The sequence below is a fragment of the Paenibacillus anseongensis genome, assembly GCF_009757995.1.
In the GTDB taxonomy this organism is placed as follows: Bacteria; Bacillota; Bacilli; order Paenibacillales; family NBRC-103111; genus Paenibacillus_E; species Paenibacillus_E chondroitinus.
In genome coordinates, this window is sequence record NZ_WSEM01000023.1 from 222220 (window position 1) to 243494 (window position 21275).

At 48.9% G+C, this 21275-nt stretch carries 22 protein-coding genes; 9 read left to right on the top strand and 13 right to left on the bottom strand.

What is annotated here, in order from left to right; translation table 11 throughout:
- The first annotated feature begins 22 nt into the window (after positions 1-22).
- Positions 23-664: a response regulator gene (locus tag GON05_RS27370; RefSeq protein WP_127457074.1), complete on the top strand. Its 642-nt coding sequence runs from the start codon at positions 23-25 to the stop codon at positions 662-664.
- A gap of 56 nt (positions 665-720) precedes the next feature.
- On the opposite strand, the gene lepB is transcribed toward GON05_RS27370, so the two are convergent.
- From lepB to GON05_RS27390, 4 genes are all read right to left on the bottom strand, one after another.
- On the bottom strand, positions 721-1281 hold the full coding sequence (gene lepB, locus GON05_RS27375) for a signal peptidase I (protein WP_157323669.1): 561 nt from the start codon (positions 1279-1281) through the stop codon (positions 721-723).
- A gap of 74 nt (positions 1282-1355) precedes the next feature.
- The gene (locus GON05_RS27380; protein ID WP_157323671.1) at positions 1356-2012 is read right to left on the bottom strand and encodes a hypothetical protein; all 657 of its coding nucleotides are present in this window, start codon (positions 2010-2012) and stop codon (positions 1356-1358) included.
- 71 nt (positions 2013-2083) lie between these two features.
- Entirely contained in the window at positions 2084-2854 is a 771-nt protein-coding gene (locus tag GON05_RS27385; RefSeq protein ID WP_157323673.1) for a hypothetical protein, read from the bottom strand.
- Positions 2855-2913: 59 nt separating this feature from the next.
- Positions 2914-3375 (bottom strand): hypothetical protein, encoded by a 462-nt coding sequence (locus GON05_RS27390; RefSeq protein ID WP_157323675.1) that lies wholly within the window; start codon positions 3373-3375, stop codon positions 2914-2916.
- Positions 3376-3552: 177 nt separating this feature from the next.
- On the opposite strand from GON05_RS27390, the gene GON05_RS27395 reads away from it, so the two are divergent.
- The 6 genes from GON05_RS27395 to GON05_RS27420 all read left to right on the top strand — a co-directional run bounded on the left by GON05_RS27395 (position 3553) and on the right by GON05_RS27420 (position 8390).
- Positions 3553-3741 carry a DUF1761 family protein gene (locus tag GON05_RS27395; RefSeq protein ID WP_157323677.1) on the top strand — a complete coding sequence of 63 codons (189 nt, stop codon included), beginning with the start codon at positions 3553-3555 and terminating at the stop codon, positions 3739-3741.
- Positions 3742-3964: 223 nt separating this feature from the next.
- The gene (locus tag GON05_RS27400) at positions 3965-4243 is read left to right on the top strand and encodes a hypothetical protein (protein WP_157323679.1); all 279 of its coding nucleotides are present in this window, start codon (positions 3965-3967) and stop codon (positions 4241-4243) included.
- A gap of 252 nt (positions 4244-4495) precedes the next feature.
- Positions 4496-5293 carry an AraC family transcriptional regulator gene (locus GON05_RS27405; RefSeq protein ID WP_157323681.1) on the top strand — a complete coding sequence of 266 codons (798 nt, stop codon included), beginning with the start codon at positions 4496-4498 and terminating at the stop codon, positions 5291-5293.
- A gap of 109 nt (positions 5294-5402) precedes the next feature.
- On the top strand, positions 5403-6380 hold the full coding sequence (locus GON05_RS27410; protein WP_157323683.1) for an ABC transporter substrate-binding protein: 978 nt from the start codon (positions 5403-5405) through the stop codon (positions 6378-6380).
- A gap of 4 nt (positions 6381-6384) precedes the next feature.
- The gene (locus GON05_RS27415) at positions 6385-7398 is read left to right on the top strand and encodes a FecCD family ABC transporter permease (protein ID WP_157323685.1); all 1014 of its coding nucleotides are present in this window, start codon (positions 6385-6387) and stop codon (positions 7396-7398) included.
- Between the two features lie 50 nt (positions 7399-7448).
- Positions 7449-8390: a FecCD family ABC transporter permease gene (locus tag GON05_RS27420; protein ID WP_157323794.1), complete on the top strand. Its 942-nt coding sequence runs from the start codon at positions 7449-7451 to the stop codon at positions 8388-8390.
- A gap of 52 nt (positions 8391-8442) precedes the next feature.
- Here GON05_RS27420 and GON05_RS27425 read toward each other — a convergent pair whose 3' ends face one another.
- The 3 genes from GON05_RS27425 to GON05_RS27435 form a co-directional block, all read right to left on the bottom strand.
- Complete coding sequence (locus tag GON05_RS27425) at positions 8443-8883, bottom strand: DUF6526 family protein (protein WP_157323687.1); 441 nt, start codon at positions 8881-8883, stop codon at positions 8443-8445.
- The gene (locus GON05_RS27430) at positions 8880-9107 is read right to left on the bottom strand and encodes a DNA-binding protein (RefSeq protein ID WP_127457084.1); all 228 of its coding nucleotides are present in this window, start codon (positions 9105-9107) and stop codon (positions 8880-8882) included. Before GON05_RS27430 ends, GON05_RS27425 begins: the two co-directional genes overlap by 4 nt.
- A gap of 84 nt (positions 9108-9191) precedes the next feature.
- Positions 9192-9956, bottom strand: a complete 765-nt coding sequence (locus tag GON05_RS27435) for a GTP pyrophosphokinase (RefSeq protein WP_127457085.1) — start codon at positions 9954-9956, stop codon at positions 9192-9194.
- Positions 9957-10185: 229 nt separating this feature from the next.
- Here GON05_RS27435 and GON05_RS27440 point away from each other — a divergent pair, with 229 nt between their 5' ends.
- On the top strand, positions 10186-10989 hold the full coding sequence (locus tag GON05_RS27440; protein WP_157323688.1) for a hypothetical protein: 804 nt from the start codon (positions 10186-10188) through the stop codon (positions 10987-10989).
- Positions 10990-11033: 44 nt separating this feature from the next.
- On the opposite strand, the gene GON05_RS27445 is transcribed toward GON05_RS27440, so the two are convergent.
- A complete protein-coding gene (locus tag GON05_RS27445; protein WP_157323690.1) occupies positions 11034-12323 on the bottom strand; it encodes an NCS2 family permease in 1290 nt (429 codons plus the stop codon).
- 204 nt (positions 12324-12527) lie between these two features.
- On the opposite strand from GON05_RS27445, the gene GON05_RS27450 reads away from it, so the two are divergent.
- On the top strand, positions 12528-13337 hold the full coding sequence (locus GON05_RS27450) for an MBL fold metallo-hydrolase (RefSeq protein ID WP_157323692.1): 810 nt from the start codon (positions 12528-12530) through the stop codon (positions 13335-13337).
- A gap of 92 nt (positions 13338-13429) precedes the next feature.
- Here GON05_RS27450 and GON05_RS27455 read toward each other — a convergent pair whose 3' ends face one another.
- The 5 genes from GON05_RS27455 to GON05_RS27475 form a co-directional block, all read right to left on the bottom strand.
- A complete protein-coding gene (locus tag GON05_RS27455; protein ID WP_157323694.1) occupies positions 13430-15601 on the bottom strand; it encodes a CocE/NonD family hydrolase in 2172 nt (723 codons plus the stop codon).
- Positions 15602-15613: 12 nt separating this feature from the next.
- Complete coding sequence (locus tag GON05_RS27460; RefSeq protein ID WP_157323696.1) at positions 15614-16780, bottom strand: dipeptidase; 1167 nt, start codon at positions 16778-16780, stop codon at positions 15614-15616.
- Positions 16781-16792: 12 nt separating this feature from the next.
- On the bottom strand, positions 16793-17767 hold the full coding sequence (locus GON05_RS27465; protein ID WP_157323698.1) for an ornithine cyclodeaminase family protein: 975 nt from the start codon (positions 17765-17767) through the stop codon (positions 16793-16795).
- A gap of 82 nt (positions 17768-17849) precedes the next feature.
- Positions 17850-20504 (bottom strand): hybrid sensor histidine kinase/response regulator, encoded by a 2655-nt coding sequence (locus tag GON05_RS27470; RefSeq protein ID WP_181646607.1) that lies wholly within the window; start codon positions 20502-20504, stop codon positions 17850-17852.
- Positions 20505-20681: 177 nt separating this feature from the next.
- Positions 20682-21173, bottom strand: coding sequence for a CcdC protein domain-containing protein (locus GON05_RS27475; RefSeq protein ID WP_157323701.1), 492 nt, complete (start codon positions 21171-21173; stop codon positions 20682-20684).
- Positions 21174-21275: the final 102 nt, after the last annotated feature.

Below are 21275 nucleotides of genomic sequence, written 5' to 3' on the forward strand. Positions count from 1 at the left end.
CAATTTGGAGGGAAACCAATCGATGAATATGATTATCCTTGATGACCATCCGCTTGTTCGCAAAGGTATTTGCACCATTGTTTCATCTGGTCAGTTCATGAATATTGTTGGGGAAGCAGCGAATACGACGGAGGCTTTACGACTTCTGGATCAGACGAACCCCGATCTTGTGCTCGTAGATTTGAATCTGGGGAATGAGAACGGCATCGACTTCATACAAGAGGCACGCAGGGCTGGACATGCTTGTAAATATATCATTTTAACTTCATCCATCACGCAAAGTGAGCTTCAGCTCGCACAGTCTATGCAAATTGAAGGCGTCTGTTTAAAGGAAGCGTTTCCAGAAGATTTGTTATACGGTATTGAAGTTGTCGCTCGCGGTCGTAAGTACTATGATCCGGTATTAATGGGGTCGATTATGGAGCATAAATCAGGCAGAGAAAAGCAAGAGTTGTCTGAACTGACTCCCAAAGAACTTGAAGTGTTGATGTCGCTCGGTAAAGGCCGCTCGAACAAGGAAATTGCTAACGCCCTCTATATCACGGAGTTCACCGTCAAGAAGCACGTGAGCCAGGTTCTGGCCAAGTTAGAGCTAGCGGATCGGACGCAAGCCGCCTTATATGCCTTGTCCAAAGGGTTAGTTCAATTCGAAATGCAGCGTTAATTACCTATACATAAAGGAAGATCCGCCGGGATAACCCGCCGGATCTTTTTTTGGCTTTACAGGTCAAGAGGCTCCGCAATCCGATGCATCGGCAGCAGCGAGAAGATGGCATAACCTTTCACATCTTTGATGTGTACAGGACCCAGCGAGGGGTCACGGCTATCCTTGCTTTCTCCCAAGTTGCGATTGTCTCCAACTACGAACAGGTAGCCGCTTGGAATCGTCTGTACGTCCATATTTTCCGATTTGCCGGCTGTATACAGCTCAGGCAGCGGTGTTTCGTTAACGTAGATGACGCCATCTCGAATGAATATGCGATCGCCTTGAACGGCAATGACACGTTTTATAATGCTGAATTCTAAGCGGTCATCCTTGATAACGACCACATCGCCGTACTTTGGCGTTTTAAAAAATAGCGATACTTTATTCATTAGCAGAACATTGCCGCTTTGCAGCGTTGGATTCATGGAATTACCGGAAACCCTCGTCAGTCCTATCATGTTATTAATCAATATAAAGGCTAGAGAGAGCAGTAAAATGAATCGAACCCAACCCCAGAATTCACTTTTATGCCTAGTCGCTGCCGGCTTCTTACGTGCCAAAACTTCATCTGCCATGATGCTTTCCCACCCTCGCTAACTTTCTTGCTAAATTATGATCGATTGTACGCGACATGATTTACACTTGCATCTTACTTCTGCTGCTGCCCATAGACATCCGAAATGACAGTCGGAGGTTGGATCTCCGGTTGTGCCGCAGGTGGTACTGAAGGTGGTACTGAAGGTGGTACTACTGACGGCGGTACTACAGGCGGTGCTGCAGGCGGTATCGCTGGTGCGCTAGGTGGCGGCGCTACCAAAATGATAGGCGGGCTCTGCGTGAAAACCACAGCCGGCGGTACATAGCTGCCTGCTAATGAGTCCATGGCATCTTTAGCGCTGTCGAGAATGGTTTGCAGCTTATCCAAAATTTGTTTGCGGTCCTGCTCCGTTTTGACCTCCGTGCCGGCAAGCAGGCTTTGTGCATGCTGCTCGAGTGCCTGCAGATGAAGCTGTTTCTGCGTATCTGTGAAAGATTGAAGACTTCTAGTGGATGCTTCAAGTCGAAGCTGCAATTCTTTCTTTAACATTTCCTTCTGCGCATCCGTCTCTGATTTCATGGATTGATCCAATCCTTGGATGACCTGCTCCGTCTTCTTGTTAAACCAAGAAGCCATTGCACCGGCAATATCCATATCCGCATAGGAAATTCCAGCGGACGCCGTGAGAACGACAGTTAAAGAAACAATTCCGGCTGCGACAATTCGCTTGGACTTCATCTTACGCTTCTTCTCATTTCTGCTCATCATGTCCATTCCTCCCTTTTCTCAAAGTAAGCGTATGGCCCCGAAACCGGGGCCCGTCCGCTTAAGGCATTTTATTATTTCAAACCGTTAAGTACGATGTTCTCCAGAGCTGTTTTACCAGAAGCTTCAAGAGCGTCGCCTTTATCCGTAATTGTTTTAATGTTAGCTGCTTCCAGATCATCAGCAAGCTTTTGAAGTTCTGCCAATTTAGCTGCAATTTTAGCTGTTAAGTTATCTTTAATTTCTTTGGATGCTGCTGTTCTTTCTTGGCTCAGCAAGTTGTTAAGCTCTGTTTTTGTCGTTTCAATTTTTGTAGTCAATGTCGCCGCCGCTTGCGTTTGCGTTGTTGCAACGCCAGCTTCCAGAGCATTCAAGGATTTTTTGCCTTGCTCGTTTACATCGTGGATGATGTCTAGTTTGCCGGCAAATCCAAGGCCATCGATAACACCATTGTTAAAGTTGTTGGCATCACTTACGACTTTGTCGTACTCGCCAGGCATGTTAGCTACAATGCTTCCTTTTTTCGCGTCAATGGCATTGGAGTACGTCGTTACTTGACCGTTGATAGCGCCTTGCGTTTGTGTCGTTTCTGTTGTGCCTGCTGTTTTTACATCATTCACAGCACCATTGTTGATCGCTTTATAATCCGAAACCATCTTGTCGTTATTGGAAGCAACGAAGCTTGCAACGTCTCCAGCTACTAAAGCTTTTGTTACTTTAGTGGCGCTGTTATACCAGCTTTGAAGCTGACCGCCAGCGTCTGTTGCTGCAAAAGCTGTTCCCATACCCGCTACTAATCCTGTTGCGATAACCCCAACTGCTAATTTACTTTTCAATGCTTTCATCGTTCATCAATCTCCCTTGGCATCATTTTATTTGTTGAATCATAATTCACAAAGATGGTCTACTTCCCTGATGTTAACGTTAATTCCCGAAGCACCTGAACAGCCAACTCATCTACTTCACGGTCCAGCTTCTCATTCGAAGCAAGGACATACTTGTCAAATTGCGCCGGCCCTTCGGTCTTCGTCAGCTCTTCCGCTATGCTTTCAATTTGACTTGCGTAGTCTTGGCTAACCGCCTCTACGCGGTTCCTCGCTTGTTGGCTCCGAGCGCCCTGAACCTGCCTCAGTCTGGCGGCATTGCTTGAGAGCATCTCATCTACCCCTGCTTGCATGGCTTGTCTGCTTTCGTTCAAAGCACGCATAGCTTTGCTGTCCACTTCGCTCTTGCCCGTCTGAAAACTCGCCTTATACCAGTTTTGCAGCGGCAAACTTGCATCGGAGTAGGCATAGGCCGTACTCATGATGAGGAAAGTCGAGAGGCTCAATGAACCGATCATCACTTTTCGTTTAAAACGGATCATCGCGCTGCCCTGCCTCCTTCGTGTTCTGCACTTGCTTACAAATTTATTGTAGCTCAGCATACACTTTGCGCCTTCCCACACAAGAGTAATTTATTACTGCTACATTGGTGGGGGGTCGATGGTATACTTTCGTACCAGATCGAAGAGAAACTTCATTTACAAGAATGAAGCGCCACGATGGGCACTGAAACCACTTGGGTATCCGGACTTGCGGTCGGCGCGTTGATCGGACTGAGTATCTCTCTGAAAATCGGCATGAATTACCTATTCGAAAACGCGAAGCTCCCTCTATACTTCATCACCGTCGGCTACCACCTGGTGGCCTATGTCATCGGCGGCATCATTATAGGTGCTTGGCAAGGGTAGAAAAAACGATAAAGAGCCATCCCTTCGTGATCTTGCTTGCAAGATTGGGGGATAGCTTTTTTTTTCTTTTTCCGTGATTCAATCACGATCAATTGGTGTAATAAGGTAAGTCCCCAAGCCATATCGCGAACCCCTGCATATACTGGAGCAGGACCCTTTTGGGAACACAACCTCCAGCTGAATCCAACAGCTGGACTATAACCTGTCTACGGTGGTATCTATGATGGAAAAACAACTTTTAGCCGCAAAATATGACCTGCTCCACGTTCTTGGGCTAGCTTCCGAGGAAGACATCTACAATGCCCAATATAATGGGCTGTCACTGGCCGATATCGCTGAGGCGAATAAGGTCGATGTGCAAAAAGTAATTGATCTTCAGCTCGCTGAGCTCATCGAACAGCTCAACGAGCGCCTGTCCAGCGGCAGTATCACACCTGAGCAGTACTACGCTCAACAAGCCGAACTGCCCGAAATTATTATTAGAAGCGTCTACGCCTTATAATCACGCGAGAGCCGTCTCGAAAGTAGAGATTTCTACTTTTGAGACGGTTTTTTTCATGTTTACTGGCTCGCCAAGGTTAAAATGCCACAAACCCCACCCATAGCAGCTCATTCGCTAGTCCCCCAAGTAGCCACCTTTCGACAGATTCAGCCGGAACTCGCCCTCATTTGCAAATTTTCTCCACTTGTTGCAAGCCCCTTTCTGTGTCACTATCAAAGAAAGCATTTTCTAGGATTGGAAAGGATTCCGAATATGAATTTTCAACAGCTTATCCCCCTCGTCCCGCTCATTGAGCAGATCGAGACGTGCAGCACCTCCCTTACACTCGGATGTCCAGCTGGCATGTACCAGCTTATTATTGTTCGTCGCGGTCATATAACGCTGCATCAGAATAACCAGGAACCATCGGTTTGTTCGCAAGCCTATGCCTGCCATCCCGAGCATGGTCCCTACACTATACAAGTTCCCAAAACCAAAACCGCCGAATACATCGTTATCACCTACAGGATGATACCTGACGGTTACCCTTGGTCTTTGCATGGCCCTCTCACAACCTTGAGTGAAATCAAAATCCACTATATGTTGGACGAGCTGCTCCGGACAACGGAGGACATCCATCCACTGTCGGCAGAGGAAATAGCCGCTCAAACGATTCGCAAGCGCATGATGCTGGAGCGTATTCTTTTCATTTATCTATATGAATCTCATTTAACTCAGGACAAGAAGTCATCCAACGAATCCATCGAGGAAATCCTTTCCTATATGAACGAGCATTATATGTTGAAGCTTTCGCTTCCGATGCTGGCTCGACGGGCAGGTATGAGTGTCGGCTATTTTACCGTTCTTTTTAAAAAACAAACAGGGATGACGATGATGAATTACTTATACACCCTGCGCATTGAGAAAGCGAAGCAAATGTTTCTTCACACCGATTTACTGGCCAAAGAAGTGGCAGGACGCGTCGGATTCATCGACTATTTCCATTTCAGCAAAGTATTCAAAAAGAAGACCGGCACCTCCCCGTCGGAATTCATCGCCAACCATAATTAATCTAATAATTAGACATGCTGATTATGCAAATCAGACATGTCCATACGCGGCAATTGAGCGTATTATTTCAAATGAGAATAATAATCATTGTCATGGGGGAGTCAACAAAATGAAACACTTTTTTACTCGTTTTAGCCTGCTCGCATTGATCACCGTGTTTGCACTGAGCCTAGCGGCTTGCGGCAAATCGACGAATACCGAAACCGCAGCAGCAACAACTACGCCTGCCGCAGCCAGCCAGAAACCTGCCGCTCAAGCGGACGGAAAAATCACCGTACAGGATGCAACAGGAACACTTGAACTGCCTAAAAAACCCGAACGCATCGTAGCAATGGAATTCGGATTCACGGACATCCTCGTCACACTGGGCGTACAGCCAGTTGGTGTTGCGGATGATGACAGCCCGGATCTATTGATGGATTCTGTCAAAGCCCAACTCAAAACCTACAAGTCCGTAGGCTCCCGTTACGAGCCGAACATTGAATTAATCTCCTCATTGAAACCGGACCTAATCATTGCTGACATCAACAAACATAAGAATGCCATCGCCCAGCTTAAAGGTATTGCACCGGTCCTTGTATTGGATGATTTCCAAGCTGACTACAATCAAATGCTGAAAAACGTTGGCATCATCGCCAAAGCTGTCGGTAAGGAAGAGGAAGGGAAGAAACGTCTAGCTGAACACCAAGCTAAAGTTGATGCGGTGAAAAAGAAACTAACCGCTACAAACCTTCGCGTACTTCCAGCGGTTGTGAATCCCAAAGGATTCTTCGCACATTCGGACCACGCTTACAGCGGTTCTTTCCTAGCAATGCTTGGTTACACAGATCCAGTTAAAAATGCCGCTGCCTACCCGCAAATTACACTTGAGCAGCTCGTAGAAGCAAATCCGCAAGTGCTGTTCCTGATGCCAACGGAGAAAGAAACGATTGTTAAACAATGGGAAACAAATCCGCTATGGCAGAAAATTGACGCTGTAGCTAACAAGAAAGTATTTACTGTAGAGCGTCGTGACTGGTCTCTTTCGCGCGGATTCCTCGGATCCGAGAAAATTCTTGATGATGTCGTGAAGAATTTGGGGCAATAGTCCAATGAAGCCTAGAACTGAGAAGCAGAGCCAGAAATGGCCTCTGCTCTTCCTATTTTCTGCCGCTGTTCTTGTGATGCTGATCGGCGTGATTTGCAATTTGAAATGGGGCCAGGCCTATGTCTCCTGGCGCACTTTGTACGAAGCGGTGACTTATCAGGGCAGCGACAAAGCCCACCTGTACATCCAAACGCTTCGCTTACCACGCGCCATCATGGCGTGTATCGTCGGGATGCAGCTAGCTTTGGCGGGTATGTTGACTCAAATCACAACCAAAAATCCCTTGGCATCCCCCCATATATTCGGGATTAATGCCGGGGCGGCGTTAGCCGTTGTGATCGGACTTGTTATCTTGCACCATTTTGGTAACTTTGGGCTCATCGGCTTTGCCTTTGTCGGGGCCGCCCTGAGCGCGCTGCTGATCTGGTCGTTAGCGGGCGCAGGACGCCAGCAATATGTGCGCCTGGCGCTAGCCGGCATCACGATCCACTTCCTCATGTCCTCCTTGACGGAAGGCTTCATCATTATGAATCAGCATGCCACGGATAGCATGATTTTCTGGCTTGTCGGCTCCCTGAATCAAGCAGGGTGGTCGGACGTGCGAATCATTTTCCCCTTCTTCATAGGGGGGATGGCGTTGTTCAGCCTGATGCTGCCGGCGTTCAAGCTGCTGCTGCTTGATGATGACATTGCGGCAGGCTTAGGCCAGCGCGTCAACATCGTGCGCGGCATCAGTATCGTGCTTGTGCTCCTGCTCGCCGGATCTGCCGTAGCCCTATGCGGCCCGATCGGCTTCATTTGTTTGCTTGTTCCACACATCGCCCGGGCGATGATTGGGCCGAACCTGCATATTCTAGGGCCAATGACGGCTCTGCTCGGAGGAATTTTGCTCGTCTATGCCGACTTTCTCAGCAGATTCATTGCTTTTCCCTTCGAATCCCCGGTCGGTATTGTGACTGCAGTGATCGGTGCGCCATATTTCATATACTTGGCACGTAAGCAAGGAGGTGCAAAGTGAGAAAATACACACACACCTCCTCCATCTCACTAATTGTGGCTTTGATTATCATGTTTGTATTAACGGCCTTGTATGTCCACGTAGGCGCTGTGCGTATTCCGTTTGGTGAGGTATGGTCCAGTTTGACGGATGCACAAAGCCAGTCCTACTTCATTGTGCATCAAGTCCGCTTGCCCCGCGTCCTGGTTGCGATATTAGCGGGCTTCGGGCTAGCTGCCGGCGGCGTCATTCTGCAAGGCTTAGTGCGAAATCCGCTGGCCAGCCCTGACGTCGTGGGAATTACGAAAGGGGCCGGCTTCATGGCGGCAGCGGTGCTCTTTCTATTCCCCAAATCGCCAAGCTACGTCTTGCCGATTGCGGCTTTCGCCGGCGCCTTCATGGCCTTCCTGCTTCTGCTGCTGCTCAGCCGCCGGTTAACGCTCAGCCCCTCCACATTAGCTTTGGTGGGCGTAGCGATCGGTACTGTGTTCCAAGCTGGCACACAGTACTTGATTATCAGGCATCCCAGCGATATCAACATGGCACTGCTCTGGCTCTCCGGCAGCTTGTGGAGCCGCAGCTGGCACGATGTCTACACCCTGCTGCCGTGGATCGCAGTGCTCCTGCCCATCGTGTGGGCGAATTTTGCGAAGCTGAATGTGTTTCTGCTTGGCGACGACATCACCGCCTCGCTGGGCCTCAACATCGTGAAGCAGCGTTTCCTGCTGCTGCTTCTTGCCGTTGCTTTGGCCGGCATCTCCGTGTCGGCAGTGGGCGCGATCGGCTTCATCGGCCTGATCGCCCCGCACATCGCGCGCAGCCTCGTCGGCAGCCGGCATCAGTGGCTGATCCCGCTCGCGGCTGTCGTCGGCGCGGACTTGATGCTGCTCGGCGACCTCCTCGGCCGCATCATCATCCTCCCGCGGGAAGTGCCTGTAGGGATCATGACGGCCGTGATCGGCGCGCCGTATTTTATTTACCTGCTGCGCAAGGAACGTCTGCGCAACAAATAAAGGGGCTCTCCCAGAAGGTCAGATATGACCCTTCTGGGAAGCCCCTTTCAACCTATATGCGATAATCGTCGTTTCTCCAGCTCTTGATGGATTTCTTAATCGTATCCGATGACCATTGCCCGTCAGCCGCCTTCTGACATAGAGCAGGAAACTCTTCGTCGGAGGCAAAGCGCAGCGCAGCGATCTGACCAACTGTTAATCTCGTATCCAGCAGCTTTTGAGTTAACACATAGTGCCTGAGATTCTCCTCTGCACGAATCGCACGATCCTGTGCTTTCAACGGATAGGTACGAATCAGCAGAAATACAATGATCACAATGATAGAAATGAGTAGAAAAAGAAATGAAGGCAGCAATTGTTCCCCTGATTGCAAGGATCTAATTAACTCTACGATTGACGTAACCAATAGAATTAACGCTAACAAAGAGAACACATAGTGAAACAATGGATGCATTCTGCGGTGATTTGCATACGTTTGTTCGCCGTTTTTCATGATTTCCCCACAATCTCATCAATCTCGCTTTTCAACAGCAAGTAGCGATGTACACTTCTCATAATTGGCACCTTGGTTAAATTGTTTTTGTCTACATACTGCTTCATCTGATCCTTGGTCAGACCTAACGATTTCCCAGCTTCCATTACCGTTAATACTACTTCATTACTTGTTGCGTTGAACGTTGTTTTCACTTTTTGATTCCAATCCTCAAATACCTGCATGTCCGAAGCAACACCCTTCTGTTCCAATCCTTTCATTATAGCACAGAAGTACGCAGGCAAAGCATCCATTTGCAGGATAAAATCTTACTTTCCGTCATCATCACTCAAAAGCTCCAACAATGCCTGCGGCAGCGCAAACTGCTGATTGTTAATGACAATCTTATTGAGCGCGTCACTCGCCAAAATGTCGGACGTCTGCTCTTCTTTAATCTCTTCGATTTCCGCATGCAGACGCTCCATTTGCAGATCAAGCGCAGATGCTGCCATAGCCGCTTGTCTAAGCTCTTCCAACAATCGCGCTGGCACAGCTTGATTGCCTTCATTGAACTTATAAAATATTTTATGCTCCAGGCTGGCCCAAAAGTCCATCGCGATGGTGCGTATTTGAATTTCAATACACACGCTTTCTTGCCGATCCGTCAAATGCACCGGCACTTCAACCAGCAAATGAAGACTTTGATAGCCATTCGGTTTCGGATGCTTGATGTAATCTTTCTCCCCCAGCACCTTCAGGTCGCTTTGGTTTTTGAGCATATTGGAGATGGCATAGATGTCCGAGACGAATGAGCATGTAATCCGCATGCCGGCAATATCCTTCACACATGCTTTGATCCCGTCAAAAGACATGTCCCCTCCCTTCCTACTGAGCTTATGAAAAATACTCTCGGGCGATTTCAAGCGGGATTTGGTATGCTCGATAGGGTTATATTCATGCAGCATCTCGAATTCCTGCACTAAGATTTCTACGCGGGTTTCCATGGCGTCCAATGCGAATTTGTACGTCATCATAAACCTTGTAATTTCGTGCTTAAATCGTTTCAAATCATTCATAGAAAGTTGAGTCATCATGGCAGTTCCATCCTTTAGTCGTGGTTATTTTACCAGTCTTATCTAGTGTAAAGTACGAAAGCTCCGTGAGCAAATTTTGGTGTTCGTATTGACACTTTGCGCGGTCGCTTGATATAGTACATTTATCATATTTCGAGCGAAAACTTACGTTGGGAAGCACCCGTAGGATAAGGCTAATGCCTATTCTTGCAGGTGCTTTTTTTGTCTTTCCTCGAAAGTTTAAGGAGGCTTGTATCTGAACCTATTCACTGTACTTCTCGCCGCTTTTGTTCTAGTCTCAGCCCTTCCGGGGGAGGCGTCTGCAGCAGCTCCGTTCAACTTCACAGCCGGACTCTTGGATAAAACGCTAGCCGCTTCCACCCAAGCTCAAACCAATCGTATCCACTCTTTACAGGATGAACTGCTCACCCTTCAGAAGCAGGAAGAAGAATGGGATCATTCAATTACGCTGCAGCACAACCAGAATAAAGAGGCACTGACAGCGCTAAGTAAACAGGCTAAAACAATCGACGCTGCTCAACTAGCCAAGCTGGAAGAGGAGGTTTTGCGAACTAGGGAGCGCTACAAACCATTATTATCCCGTTACACCGCAATTAATAAACAAATCGAAGACGTGCGGCCGCTCAAAAATAAAAGCTTGAACACCATGCTCCGCATTCAGGCCACAGCTTTAAAAATTCCCGCCCAGCTAGCGCGCGCAGACATTCAATCGAAGGAGAAAGCCCACCGGGCTGCCAAGGATAAAGCCTCCAAAGCAACGAAAGGTTTACGTGAACGTCTCGATGACATCAACCCGACTAACGTGCAAATAAAAGCCAAAATGAGCGCTGTCCAATCCTCTCGCAAAAGCCTGTCTCCGCTATGGAGCGCTTTTAAAAAAAGCGCCAAGAAAGGGGATGCGACCGGGGTCCAAAGCACCCTAAGCTCCATGGTTTCCCTCTTGCGTCAAGTCAATGACGAGAAGCAGCGAATCTATAAGCTGGAGACCTCCGTCCGCGATAAGCTAGCCACTATAAAAAAAGACACCGGTTAAGGTGCCCCCGTTACATTCATTTATTTATTAGGCAATTTTTTTGCTCAATGACTGAAAAACACAATCTGAATAAAGAATAGCACCGCAAATAGATAAAATATCGGGTGCACATCGCTTCTTTTTCCGCGTAGCAGCTTTAATACCGGATATACGATAAATCCGATGCCAATTCCGGTTGCAATACTATACGTCAAGGGCATCAACACCACGATTAGAAAAGCCGGAAAGGCTTCCTCCAAGTCCTGCCACTCTATTTTTCGCAGCACATTCATCATAAGGAAACCGACGATAATTAATGCAGGCGCAGTAATCGCCGGAATGCTGGCAAGCACAGCAATGATTGGCGAGAAGAACAAGGTTAAGGCCAGCAATACGCACACCGTGATCGCCGTCAGTCCGGTTCTCCCGCCTACAGCAACGCCGGAACTGGACTCAATATACGCGGAGGTGGGACTCGTTCCAAGCAAAGCCCCCGTCGAGGTCCCTATCGCATCGGCCAGCAGCGCGCCTCTTGAGCGCGGAAATTTATTGTCCTTGAGAAGCCCCGCTTGCTCAGCAACCCCAAGCATCGTTCCCGTTGTATCAAATAGCGTAATCAATAAAAATGTAAAAATGACAGCGTACATCCCGCCCGAAAAAACACCGCTGATGTCTAGCTGAAAAGCCGTCGCAGAAAGCCCCGTCGGTGCTGCAATGAATGCTTCCGGCATTGTCAACAGTCCCATAATCCAAGCCAATACAGCGGTAATTAACATGCCGAAGAACAAAAAGCCACGCACCTGATAAGCCATCAGGATCAGCGAGACGATAAGGCCAATGATCGTCAATGCGGTCATGGGTTCTCTAAGATCACCTAATGTTAGCAGCGTTGAGGGAGAAGCTACGATGACCTTGGCATTTTGCAGGCCGATAAATGTGATAAACAAGCCGATCCCCGCAGTGATGGCATGCTTCAAGCTTGTAGGAATCGCGTCCAGCAGCATATATCGGAAAGAAGTCAACGATAACACAATGAACAAGACTCCTGCGACAAAAACAGCACCAAGCGCAGTCTGCCAGCTGACACCGCTTCCTCCTACGACGCTAAAAGCAAAATACGCATTCAACCCCATTCCCGGAGCAAGCACAATCGGGTAATTCGCAAAAAGCCCCATAATCAGCGTCGCCACAATGCTTGCCAACACCGTCGCAATGAACACCCCGTGGAAATCCATCCCCGCCTTGCTTAGAATCCCCGGGTTCACAATCACAATATAAACCATCGTCAAAAACGTCGTGACCCCTGCCATGAGTTCCGTCGGCACCGTTGTGCCCCGTTCTTTCAATTTAAACATTGCTGATGACCTCCAACCAACGGGATTTGTTTTTTTATTCTTCCCTTTGTTTGGAACCTTAGTAATCATTTTTCTCCATTGACAGCGCTGCCAAGCGGGGATACAATTGGCAATAAACAACAAGAATCCAACAACATTCACACAATAAACAACACTAAACTATCATGAAACAACAATGTTCTAAGCGCTAAGGAGGATTTATTCATGAAGGTTCATTTTCTGGGAACAGCGGCATATGAGGGCATCCCCTCGCTCTTCTGCCAATGTCTTACCTGCAAACAAGCCCGCGAACGCGGAGGGAAAAATATTCGTTCCCGTACTTCCGTCATGTTTGACCATGACTTGAAGGTCGATTTTCCGCCCGATACCTTGATGCACTCGCTGCAGTACGGAATTGATATGAACAGCGTAAAGGATCTGCTCATCACCCATTCACACTCAGACCATCTATATGCTGAAGATATGGCCATTCGCGCGAAAGGCTACGCCCAATCAGGCGAAGAAACCATGCATGTTTACGGACATGACCTTCCATTCCGCCTCATCTTTCAAGCACTGAATGGACTGAAGCACAACTATCAATTCCACCGTGTGATTCCGTTCCAGACTGTAGAGACGCAAACGGCGACGGTCGTTCCACTGCTGGCGGATCATGATCCTCTCGAAACCTGCTTGCTCTATTCCATCGAAAAGAATGGGAAAACTATCTTGTATGGCAACGACAGCGGGTGGTTCCCGGATGAAACGTGGGCTTGGCTGAAGAATAAGCAGTTCGACTTGGTTATCCTGGAATGCACAACAGGCCGAGTGGGACACAGAAACAATCATATGAACGTGGATGCCGTACTCGAAACGAAAACATGGATGGATGAAGTCGGCGTATTGAAGCCGGGTGCACAAATCTACGTGACTCACTTCTCTCATAATGCGGGGCTGCTGCATGAGGATTTGGTTGACATTTTTCAGCCTCATGGGATTGAGGTTGCTTATGACGGTTTGATTGTTGAGCTCTAGCTGTAATTCAGCTTTACGCGGATTATCGTTCTCTTACATAAATGAAAAGACACCTCTTCAGGTGTCTTCTCTTCCCCGCTATTCTCTCCCGATTACAAAATAATCGGAAGCTTCACATGACTCGGATATTCCTCCGAGTGGTAAATCGTTTGCTGCACGATCACTGGCTTCGGATCCTCATAAGGGTTGATGCCGGTATTCGTGTTAGGAAACGCGATAAACTTGCTCGACGATGTCACCGTGAACCGCAATTTGTGGCCTTCGCGGAACGTGTGGGCGATATTTTGCATGAATATCGCGTATTTCTCTATTTTACCAGGCGTAAGCAGCTCTGGATTATCCAATCCACCACGGTACTTCGCCCGCACGATGTAATTGGAAAGCTTAATCGAGTTACCCTGCGCATCGACGTCGCTCAAAGTAACGACCCAGTCCGTATCAACACCGGTGCTTGCCGCATATAGTTCACAAGACAACTCGCCCGCTACGGTTAAATCCCGCTCCAGCACAGCGCTCGAATATACGAGAATATCGCTGCGCAGCTCATGCTTCCGCATGTTCTCCGGCTCTCTTTCACCGCTGTCAGCAACAGGATCCTCGGGATTATACACAAATGTATCCGCAGGACTTTGCTGAGAAGGAGCCTCCATCAGCACGCCGTCTCCATGACTGGAGTTGGCCCGACCTTTACTCCCCAGATAAAAGTTCTTGATTTGCGCCTCCGCAGGCGTCCAATCCTCGGACGTTCGCCACTCGTTGCTTCCAACAACGTAATATTTCGCCCTTGCCTCTTGATCGATGCCATTGGGCAGCTCCTTCAGGAACCTGTCGAACCAGCGCAGCACGTTTACGTCATAATCGTAAACAACCGCATCGTTGCTGAAGCTGGTACCGAGCAGATCTCTTGCTCGGTTAGGGCCGTGCTCCCACGGTCCAAGCCATATTTTCCGGTTGGGGACATCATGCTTGGTCAGCATCCTCCATGTCTCCGATACGCCTGCGCTGTCTCCGTCGTACCAACCGGAGATGACGAACATCGGCACCTTCACCTGATCGCCACGCTCCGTAAAGGTGCAATTTCTCCAGAAATCATCATATTCCGGATGCTCACTCCACAGATCCCAAGGGCCAGAAGCTCTGCCAATCATCTGCTGGGGAACCTCCCTGATCGGTCTGGCGTCTACGGCTTTCTCCGGATCAACGGTTTTACCCGCAAAAATATCAAAATCCGTCCTTGTTCCAACAGACTGCGCAAGCGTCCAGCAGAGCAAAGGCCAGGAGCATACGGTTCCGCCTTTACGTACCGTATCCACAAATGGCGATCCTACGTTCACTTCATTGACGACTGCCTTCAGATTCGGATGGCCGCTCGTAGATGCTGCGGTCACAACATATCCGAGATAGGACGCGCCCCACATGCCGACGCTGCCGTTTGACCATTCTTGCGACACGATCCAGTCGATCGTATCCGCACTGTCGTCCCGCTCATAAAAGAACGGAACCAGCTCTCCCTCGGAATCTGCACGCCCTCTGACATCCTGATTGACGACGGCGTACCCCTTGTTCGCCCAACGCTTGAAAAACTCTTTACGCAAGTTGCGATCATAACATGTGCGAATGAGTATCGTCGGCAGCCCCTGCGGGGATCGAGTACCCTCAGGCAGGTACACGTCCGTTGCCAGACGTACGCCGTCCCGCATCGGAACGAGGAAGGTGCCCAGATCGTTCACGCCAAACTCCGGCTTCGAGAGGAGTGGATCTTCGTACACAACAAGCGGGGTCAACGCTTCGTGCCCTTCCGCCACGAGCACTTCCATGCCGTACCGGTTCGGCGCCACGAACGCGATGATGCGTCCATCTACGGTCACGATGTCGAGCGCCGTATCCTTCCGCATCGCCCAAACTTGAGATGTCTTCTCTTGTCCTGATTGCTCTGTTCCTGCCAATTGTCCCGCTCGTCCCGCTCGTCCCGCCACGCCTGCCACAGCCGTATAGCTCACATGTCGTACATAAAGGTCGCCATTGCCAAGCGTAACCTCGTCTCCCTGCCAAACGGCTTGCTCATAATGCGCCAAGGACGACCTGATTTTGGAAAAAGGCAATATGTATGGCGTCCTCTCCGGAAGGACATTTTCCTGCATTTGTGTTCTCCTGCGAGCATCCACTTTGGCGTGCATAATCGCTTTTTCGGCAAAACGGATCTTCCCCTCGTACACACCGGCACAATACAAATTAAACGTTGTTGACTGAAAATATGTGCTCATCCCCGTTAACTCCTATCCCCAGACTTGTTCAAAAACACGCAGCCAGTTGCCGCCCATAATCTTCTGAACGACTTCATCGCTATACCCTCTTGCAACCAAGCCACGGGTAAAATTGATAAAGTAACTGTACTTTTCCAGTCCCTTCACCGTTTCGGTAGACGGTCCGTCCCCTTTGGCAAAGCCAATTCTCGGTGCGATATGCTCTTTAAAATACACCAAAGACCACTCCACATCGCTCATCGGCCAATCCGTACCAATGCCGACATGGTCAACGCCGACCAGCCGAACCACATAATCGATATGATCCAGCACATGCTCGATTGTCGTTTCATTCGGGTCCTGATAAACGAACCACGGCATCGCAAAAACGCCGATAACGCCGCCGGTTCCAGCAATCGCCTGGAGCTCTTCATCGCTTTTGCAGCGCATATGGCCAAAGAGAGCCTCTACGCCAGTATGGGAAGCGATCACCGGCGCCGTCGAAAGCCGGCATGCATCCATCGTCGTTTGCTTGCCGCAATGGCTGGTGTCGACGATGATACCCAGCTCATTCATTCTGCGAATGAAGCGCGCACCGAAATTGCTGACACCGCCATTGGCCTGCTCCGCGCAGCCGGAAGCAATGTAGTTCTGATTGTTGTACGTGAGCTGCAAAACACGCAAACCGAAATGATAGAGCGCATCAAGCAAGGCGAGATTTTTGCCCAAACCATCCGTTTCCTGCGCGGTTACGATGCCCGCTTTTTTATTGCTGCTTTTGGCGGCGCGAATATCTTCAGCCTTAAGCACTTTGACCAACCAATCATTCGCATCGAATTGGCGCTGTATTTCGCCCATGCTGGTCACAAGACCCTCTATATCGGATATGTTCAGTTGGCGATTACCCGCGGTAATGCCTGAACGGTACCACTCTTCCTTGAATGCCGGAAGCTCCCCGCGTGCCGCCATATCGTGAATGATTTTGCTCGGCATGCCGCTGTACACCATCGGTTCATCCCGGTAAGGCTCGCAGGCTTCACGGATGTTTTCGGAGATCTGCGCAGGGATCGCTTGAGGCGACAATGGACCTTGAAACAGCAGATCAATAAGGATGCTGTTTTCATGAAGCCGGCTCGCACGGTCCTCCTGCTCTGGCGTTAAGTGAAAAGGATACAAGCCTTCCGTGAGATTCGTCTTCATCTACAATCGCTCCTAAAATGCAATTTGTGTGCCTTTATTTCTACGAACCGCTTCTTGCACAATATAATGAGCAGCTGCCAGATCTTCACAAGCCAGCCCCAATGATTTAAAAAGTGTAATCGCTGCGCTCGAACTCCTACCCGGCTTAAGCCCGATCAATAGCTCTCCGATTTCTCCTAAAATATGCTCTTCCCCGATCGCCCCTTCGCTCAGGGGAATCAAGTAATCCCCCGCTTCGTTCACGGCGGACTCGCGGCGATCGACGAACAACTCCGCTTGACGCACGAGTTCGGTATCCAGCTCTCGGTCCTTCGCCCGGCAGGCACCGACAGCATTGATGTGAGCGCCTTCCTTGATCCACGCTTCCTGCAAAATAGGTGTCGTCGACGCCGTCACCGTGCAAATAATATCCGCGTCCCGTACGGCATCCGCCGCGGAGGAAACGGCCTCGACCGGAAGGTTGTACCGCTCTTCCGTCTCTTCCTTCAACTTCCGGGCATGGGCCGGGTTCGGCCCCCATACCGTAATCCTCTCGATCGGGCGAACCAGCATCATCGCCTCGATGTGCGTTCTGGCTTGCTCGCCTGTCCCGATCATCGCCAGTGTGCTGGCATCCGGTCTCGCCAGCAGCCGAGTCGCCACCGCGCTGACGGCCGCTGTGCGGATCGCGGTGATTTTGGTACCATCGACAATGGCTTCCAATTGACCGTTGGTTGAATTAAACAAAGAAACAAACCCTTGATGCGAAGGCATCCCTTTCGCATGATTATCCGGCAGCACGGTAATCACTTTGGCACCCACTCGCTCTTCCCGCTTCAAGTAAGCCGGCATGAGTCCCATAACATGACTCCCCTGCAGTGGAACAACGCTTCTTAGCGATTGAACGGCATCTCCATTCGTCAAATCTGCCAAAACAGCCTGCATGATTTCCATGCAAGCTGACATGGACAGCAATTCCAGAACCTCGCGTTGATTGATGACTAGCATATCTGAATGATCACCCGCTTCGTTAGTACTTGCCTTTACATTATATCAAAACGCACTCCCCATGGCTTGCAGCGCAGTACGTTTATTTCACATCCGGCCTACCTGTCGTCTCAGACGATGCCGCGATCTGTTTATATCCCTTCACTCTCGAAGTTTGTATCAACCGCTGCAGCAAACCGAACAACTGAATGGGATCGAACGGTTTTGTAATATAGCCGCTCATACCCGCTTCGAGCACTTCCTCCTTCACGCCTTTCATCGCGTCTGCCGTCATCGCAATAATCGGAACATCCTTGGCATGCTCCAACTGGCGAATCTGTTTGGTCGCCTCGTAGCCGCCCATCACAGGCATTTGCAAATCCATCAAAATGGCATCATACCGCCTCAGCTTCGCGCGGGAGACAGCTTCCAGACCATTTTCAGCCACATCGACTACCACGCCGACTTCCTTCAGCATTTCCGTTGCAACCAATTGATTGATTTCATTATCCTCCACGAGCAAAATGTTCGCATGCTGCAGTGCTTTGAAACGCTCCGACTTCTCCGGATCAGGCCCTGTGACCTGCTTGGCCACAAAATGCTGCTGAAACAAACTGATAAGCTCGTTGTACAATTGCGACTGGCTGATCGGGTAATACAACACCTTATCTATGGCTTGCGAACGGATGCGCGTCTGCAGCTCCGGCTCATGATACGCGGTAACCATTACAATGACCTGCATAGGCGAAGAAAATTCGAGCTGAATGCGTTCAGCAAGCGGAACGGCAACCGATTCCCTCAGCTTCCAATCTACGATGACCAAATCATAGCGGCCATTGCGGTAAATTTGTTCAATTGCGCCACTCTCGGATTCTGCTGTGTTGACAATAAACTGGAATTGTTCCAGCTGGTTTTTGAGAACAAGCTGCATATCCCCATCATCACAAACGAGCAGCACGCGAAGCAATTTCAACTGTGAGTCTTGATTCATCGACGTGAGCCGCGATCCCGTACTATAACCAAAATCCGCAGTAAAGGAGAATGAACTGCCCTGCCCGGCTTGACTCTCTACCCCTATCGCTCCGCCCATCAGCTCGACAAGATTTTTACTGATCACAAGACCAAGCCCTGTCCCGCCATACTTTCGGGTTGTTGACATATCTGCCTGTGTAAAATGGTGGAACAACTGCTCCTGTTGTTCTTCCGTAATCCCGATTCCGGTGTCGCGAACCGTAAATCCGAGAGTGACACCCCTTTCACTTTTGGCCAAAAGGCAGATTTCAAAAGAAATTTCGCCCTGATCCGTGAACTTCACAGCATTATTCGACAGGTTAATCAAAATTTGATTCAAACGGAAAGGATCGCCGACAAGCATTTGCGGAACTTCATGATGAATGGAGAAATGCAGCTTTAACCCTTTGTCATACGCTTTCATTCCTATGAGATTCGAAATCTGGTTGAGTACATCATACAGGTCAAAATCGACTTGCTCAATGACCAGCTTCTTGGCCTCGATTTTCGAGAAATCCAGAACGTCATTGATGAGTGCAATCAAATTTTTGGCGGAAATAATCGTTTTATCCACATAGACTTGCTGCTGCTCTGAAAGCTCTGTTTGCTGGAGCAAATAACTTAGACCAATCACCGCATTGAGCGGCGTGCGGATTTCATGGCTCATATTAGCCAGAAACTCGCCTTTCGCGCGATTCGCCGACTCGGCCATTTCCTTGGCTTCCGCGAGCTCAGACGTGCGAGCCTCCACCAGTTCCTCGAGGTGGCCTTTGTATTGATGAAGCGCCTTCTCTTGCTGCCTTAGTTCGGTAATATCATGGCCGGTTCCCGTCACTTCCACGATCTCCTTGTTCCGATTGAAAATCGGCGAAAGCGTGTAATGCATACAGTTATTGCCACCGCATGGCAGCAGGCTTTCCGCTTCAAACGACTTGGATTCCTTGGTGCTTAACACCTCGTTAAGCGCTTGCTTCCATTTATCGCGAGTCTTCTCAGATAAGATCATGTCCAGCACATTTTTCCCGAGCAAATCACGTTCGTTCATTTTTAAGAAATGCGACATCTTATTATTAGCCTGAGTAATCGTTCCGTCCAGGTCACAGCAGTAGACGAGGTCAGGCGAGTTTTGCACCAGCGTCCGATACCGGCTCTCGCTCTCGCGCAGTTTGATCTCCGTTTCATAGCTTCTAATTTCATAAGCAATCAATGAGTAGTAAAGTGGGATGGCAACCGTATGAAAAATCACATAACTTATTGCAAATTCTGTCATAAAATAGTTCATCGTTTCCTGAGGGGCAAGCAGCGCCCAGCCTACTGTCTGCAAACTGATAACCAGACCTAGCAACCAACCGTATCTCTCCATAAGCTTTCTACGTTTCACAGACCATCGATGGACAACTATACTGATCAACGTCGTAGTCACAAGAGAACCTAGTGGAAATAGCAAATCTCCGCCAAGCATGATGCGATAAGCGCCGACCATCAGAGTTGTAACGATTGCAGAGAGTGGTCCGCCAAAAACAGCCGAAAATATAACGCTTACAAAGCGGACATCCATATGCAGCCCATGCGCGACATGTAACGGCATTTGCATAATAAGCAGACCGAAGATTCCGAAAGCGATTCCGAAAATGAGCGACTGCGCTCTTTTGGAGCATTTTACATAATAGGGGTACAGCCATCTTAATAGAAAAACAAAAGTCACGATCAATGCACTGCATTGTGCAAAATAGAACAGAAATTTCATGTGACACCTCACCCCCATTTTACCTACTCACTGTGTGAAAATATTGTCATTTCTTGTCTATTATATATTACAACAATCAGTTCGGATCTTCTACTGATATATCGTGAGAGCCTGACCTTTTCGCCAAAATAAAAAAGCCCCAAGCTGCTAGCAGCCCGGGTACTCTTCTGTCGTGATTTAGTTCACACTCGCTTTGCGGTATTTCATGAAACTGCCAATTCGCCAAACTGAAATGTATAAGTACGCCATTAACATCGTAAGAACGGTAAATTCGGTATAATCCAGCCCTTTGAAATACTGCGAAAGCGCGATACGAATGACCAGCACAGCAATGATGACATACTTAAAATTCTTGTTTGGTTTCGCGTACACATACCCGTCTTCCCGCTTCTCGTAGCCCGTATGGTACAGCATAATACTGCCCAGCCCGACGCCCAGTAGCATCGCGCACAACATCTCCCAGATCACAGGTAAATGAAAAGGATGATCAGGGATTTTCGTTAACGAGTAGATGGAAAAACCAAATAGAATAGGTAGTATGATGACGGGAATTAATATTCCCAGACCTTTATTTTTAATCGGACGTGTTTTGCCACGGGTTCTGAGCCATATTACCAGTATGATAACCAGTGCGCCAATGCCATACCCGATCCATGTTCCAGCATTCATGATAAAAGTTCCTCCTGTTGCTGCTTTTTTATATCAGTATACACGATCAGTCACGGAATTCATTCAGACGCAGGTCATATTCCTTCTCGGTCTTCAGGCGGA

Excerpts from the sequence above, each read along its gene's own strand:
- GON05_RS27445 (WP_157323690.1), bottom strand. The coding sequence starts at position 12,323 with ATGTTTAAATTGAAAGAACGGGGCACAACGGTGCCGACGGAACTCATG.
- GON05_RS27430 (WP_127457084.1), bottom strand. The coding sequence starts at position 9,107 with ATGCAGGTATTTGAGGATTGGAATCAAAAAGTGAAAACAACGTTCAAC.
- GON05_RS27395 (WP_157323677.1), top strand. The coding sequence starts at position 3,553 with ATGGGCACTGAAACCACTTGGGTATCCGGACTTGCGGTCGGCGCGTTG.
- GON05_RS27435 (WP_127457085.1), bottom strand. The coding sequence starts at position 9,956 with ATGATGACTCAACTTTCTATGAATGATTTGAAACGATTTAAGCACGAA.
- GON05_RS27380 (WP_157323671.1), bottom strand. The coding sequence starts at position 2,012 with ATGATGAGCAGAAATGAGAAGAAGCGTAAGATGAAGTCCAAGCGAATT.
- GON05_RS27390 (WP_157323675.1), bottom strand. The coding sequence starts at position 3,375 with ATGATCCGTTTTAAACGAAAAGTGATGATCGGTTCATTGAGCCTCTCG.
- GON05_RS27470 (WP_181646607.1), bottom strand. The coding sequence starts at position 20,504 with ATGAAATTTCTGTTCTATTTTGCACAATGCAGTGCATTGATCGTGACT.
- GON05_RS27425 (WP_157323687.1), bottom strand. The coding sequence starts at position 8,883 with ATGAAAAACGGCGAACAAACGTATGCAAATCACCGCAGAATGCATCCA.
- GON05_RS27455 (WP_157323694.1), bottom strand. The coding sequence starts at position 15,601 with ATGAGCACATATTTTCAGTCAACAACGTTTAATTTGTATTGTGCCGGT.
- GON05_RS27400 (WP_157323679.1), top strand. The coding sequence starts at position 3,965 with ATGGAAAAACAACTTTTAGCCGCAAAATATGACCTGCTCCACGTTCTT.
- GON05_RS27385 (WP_157323673.1), bottom strand. The coding sequence starts at position 2,854 with ATGAAAGCATTGAAAAGTAAATTAGCAGTTGGGGTTATCGCAACAGGA.
- GON05_RS27460 (WP_157323696.1), bottom strand. The coding sequence starts at position 16,780 with ATGAAGACGAATCTCACGGAAGGCTTGTATCCTTTTCACTTAACGCCA.
- lepB (WP_157323669.1), bottom strand. The coding sequence starts at position 1,281 with ATGGCAGATGAAGTTTTGGCACGTAAGAAGCCGGCAGCGACTAGGCAT.
- GON05_RS27475 (WP_157323701.1), bottom strand. The coding sequence starts at position 21,173 with ATGAATGCTGGAACATGGATCGGGTATGGCATTGGCGCACTGGTTATC.
- GON05_RS27465 (WP_157323698.1), bottom strand. The coding sequence starts at position 17,767 with ATGCTAGTCATCAATCAACGCGAGGTTCTGGAATTGCTGTCCATGTCA.
- GON05_RS27415 (WP_157323685.1), top strand. The coding sequence starts at position 6,385 with ATGAAGCCTAGAACTGAGAAGCAGAGCCAGAAATGGCCTCTGCTCTTC.
- GON05_RS27410 (WP_157323683.1), top strand. The coding sequence starts at position 5,403 with ATGAAACACTTTTTTACTCGTTTTAGCCTGCTCGCATTGATCACCGTG.
- GON05_RS27370 (WP_127457074.1), top strand. The coding sequence starts at position 23 with ATGAATATGATTATCCTTGATGACCATCCGCTTGTTCGCAAAGGTATT.
- GON05_RS27450 (WP_157323692.1), top strand. The coding sequence starts at position 12,528 with ATGAAGGTTCATTTTCTGGGAACAGCGGCATATGAGGGCATCCCCTCG.
- GON05_RS27405 (WP_157323681.1), top strand. The coding sequence starts at position 4,496 with ATGAATTTTCAACAGCTTATCCCCCTCGTCCCGCTCATTGAGCAGATC.
- GON05_RS27420 (WP_157323794.1), top strand. The coding sequence starts at position 7,449 with ATGTTTGTATTAACGGCCTTGTATGTCCACGTAGGCGCTGTGCGTATT.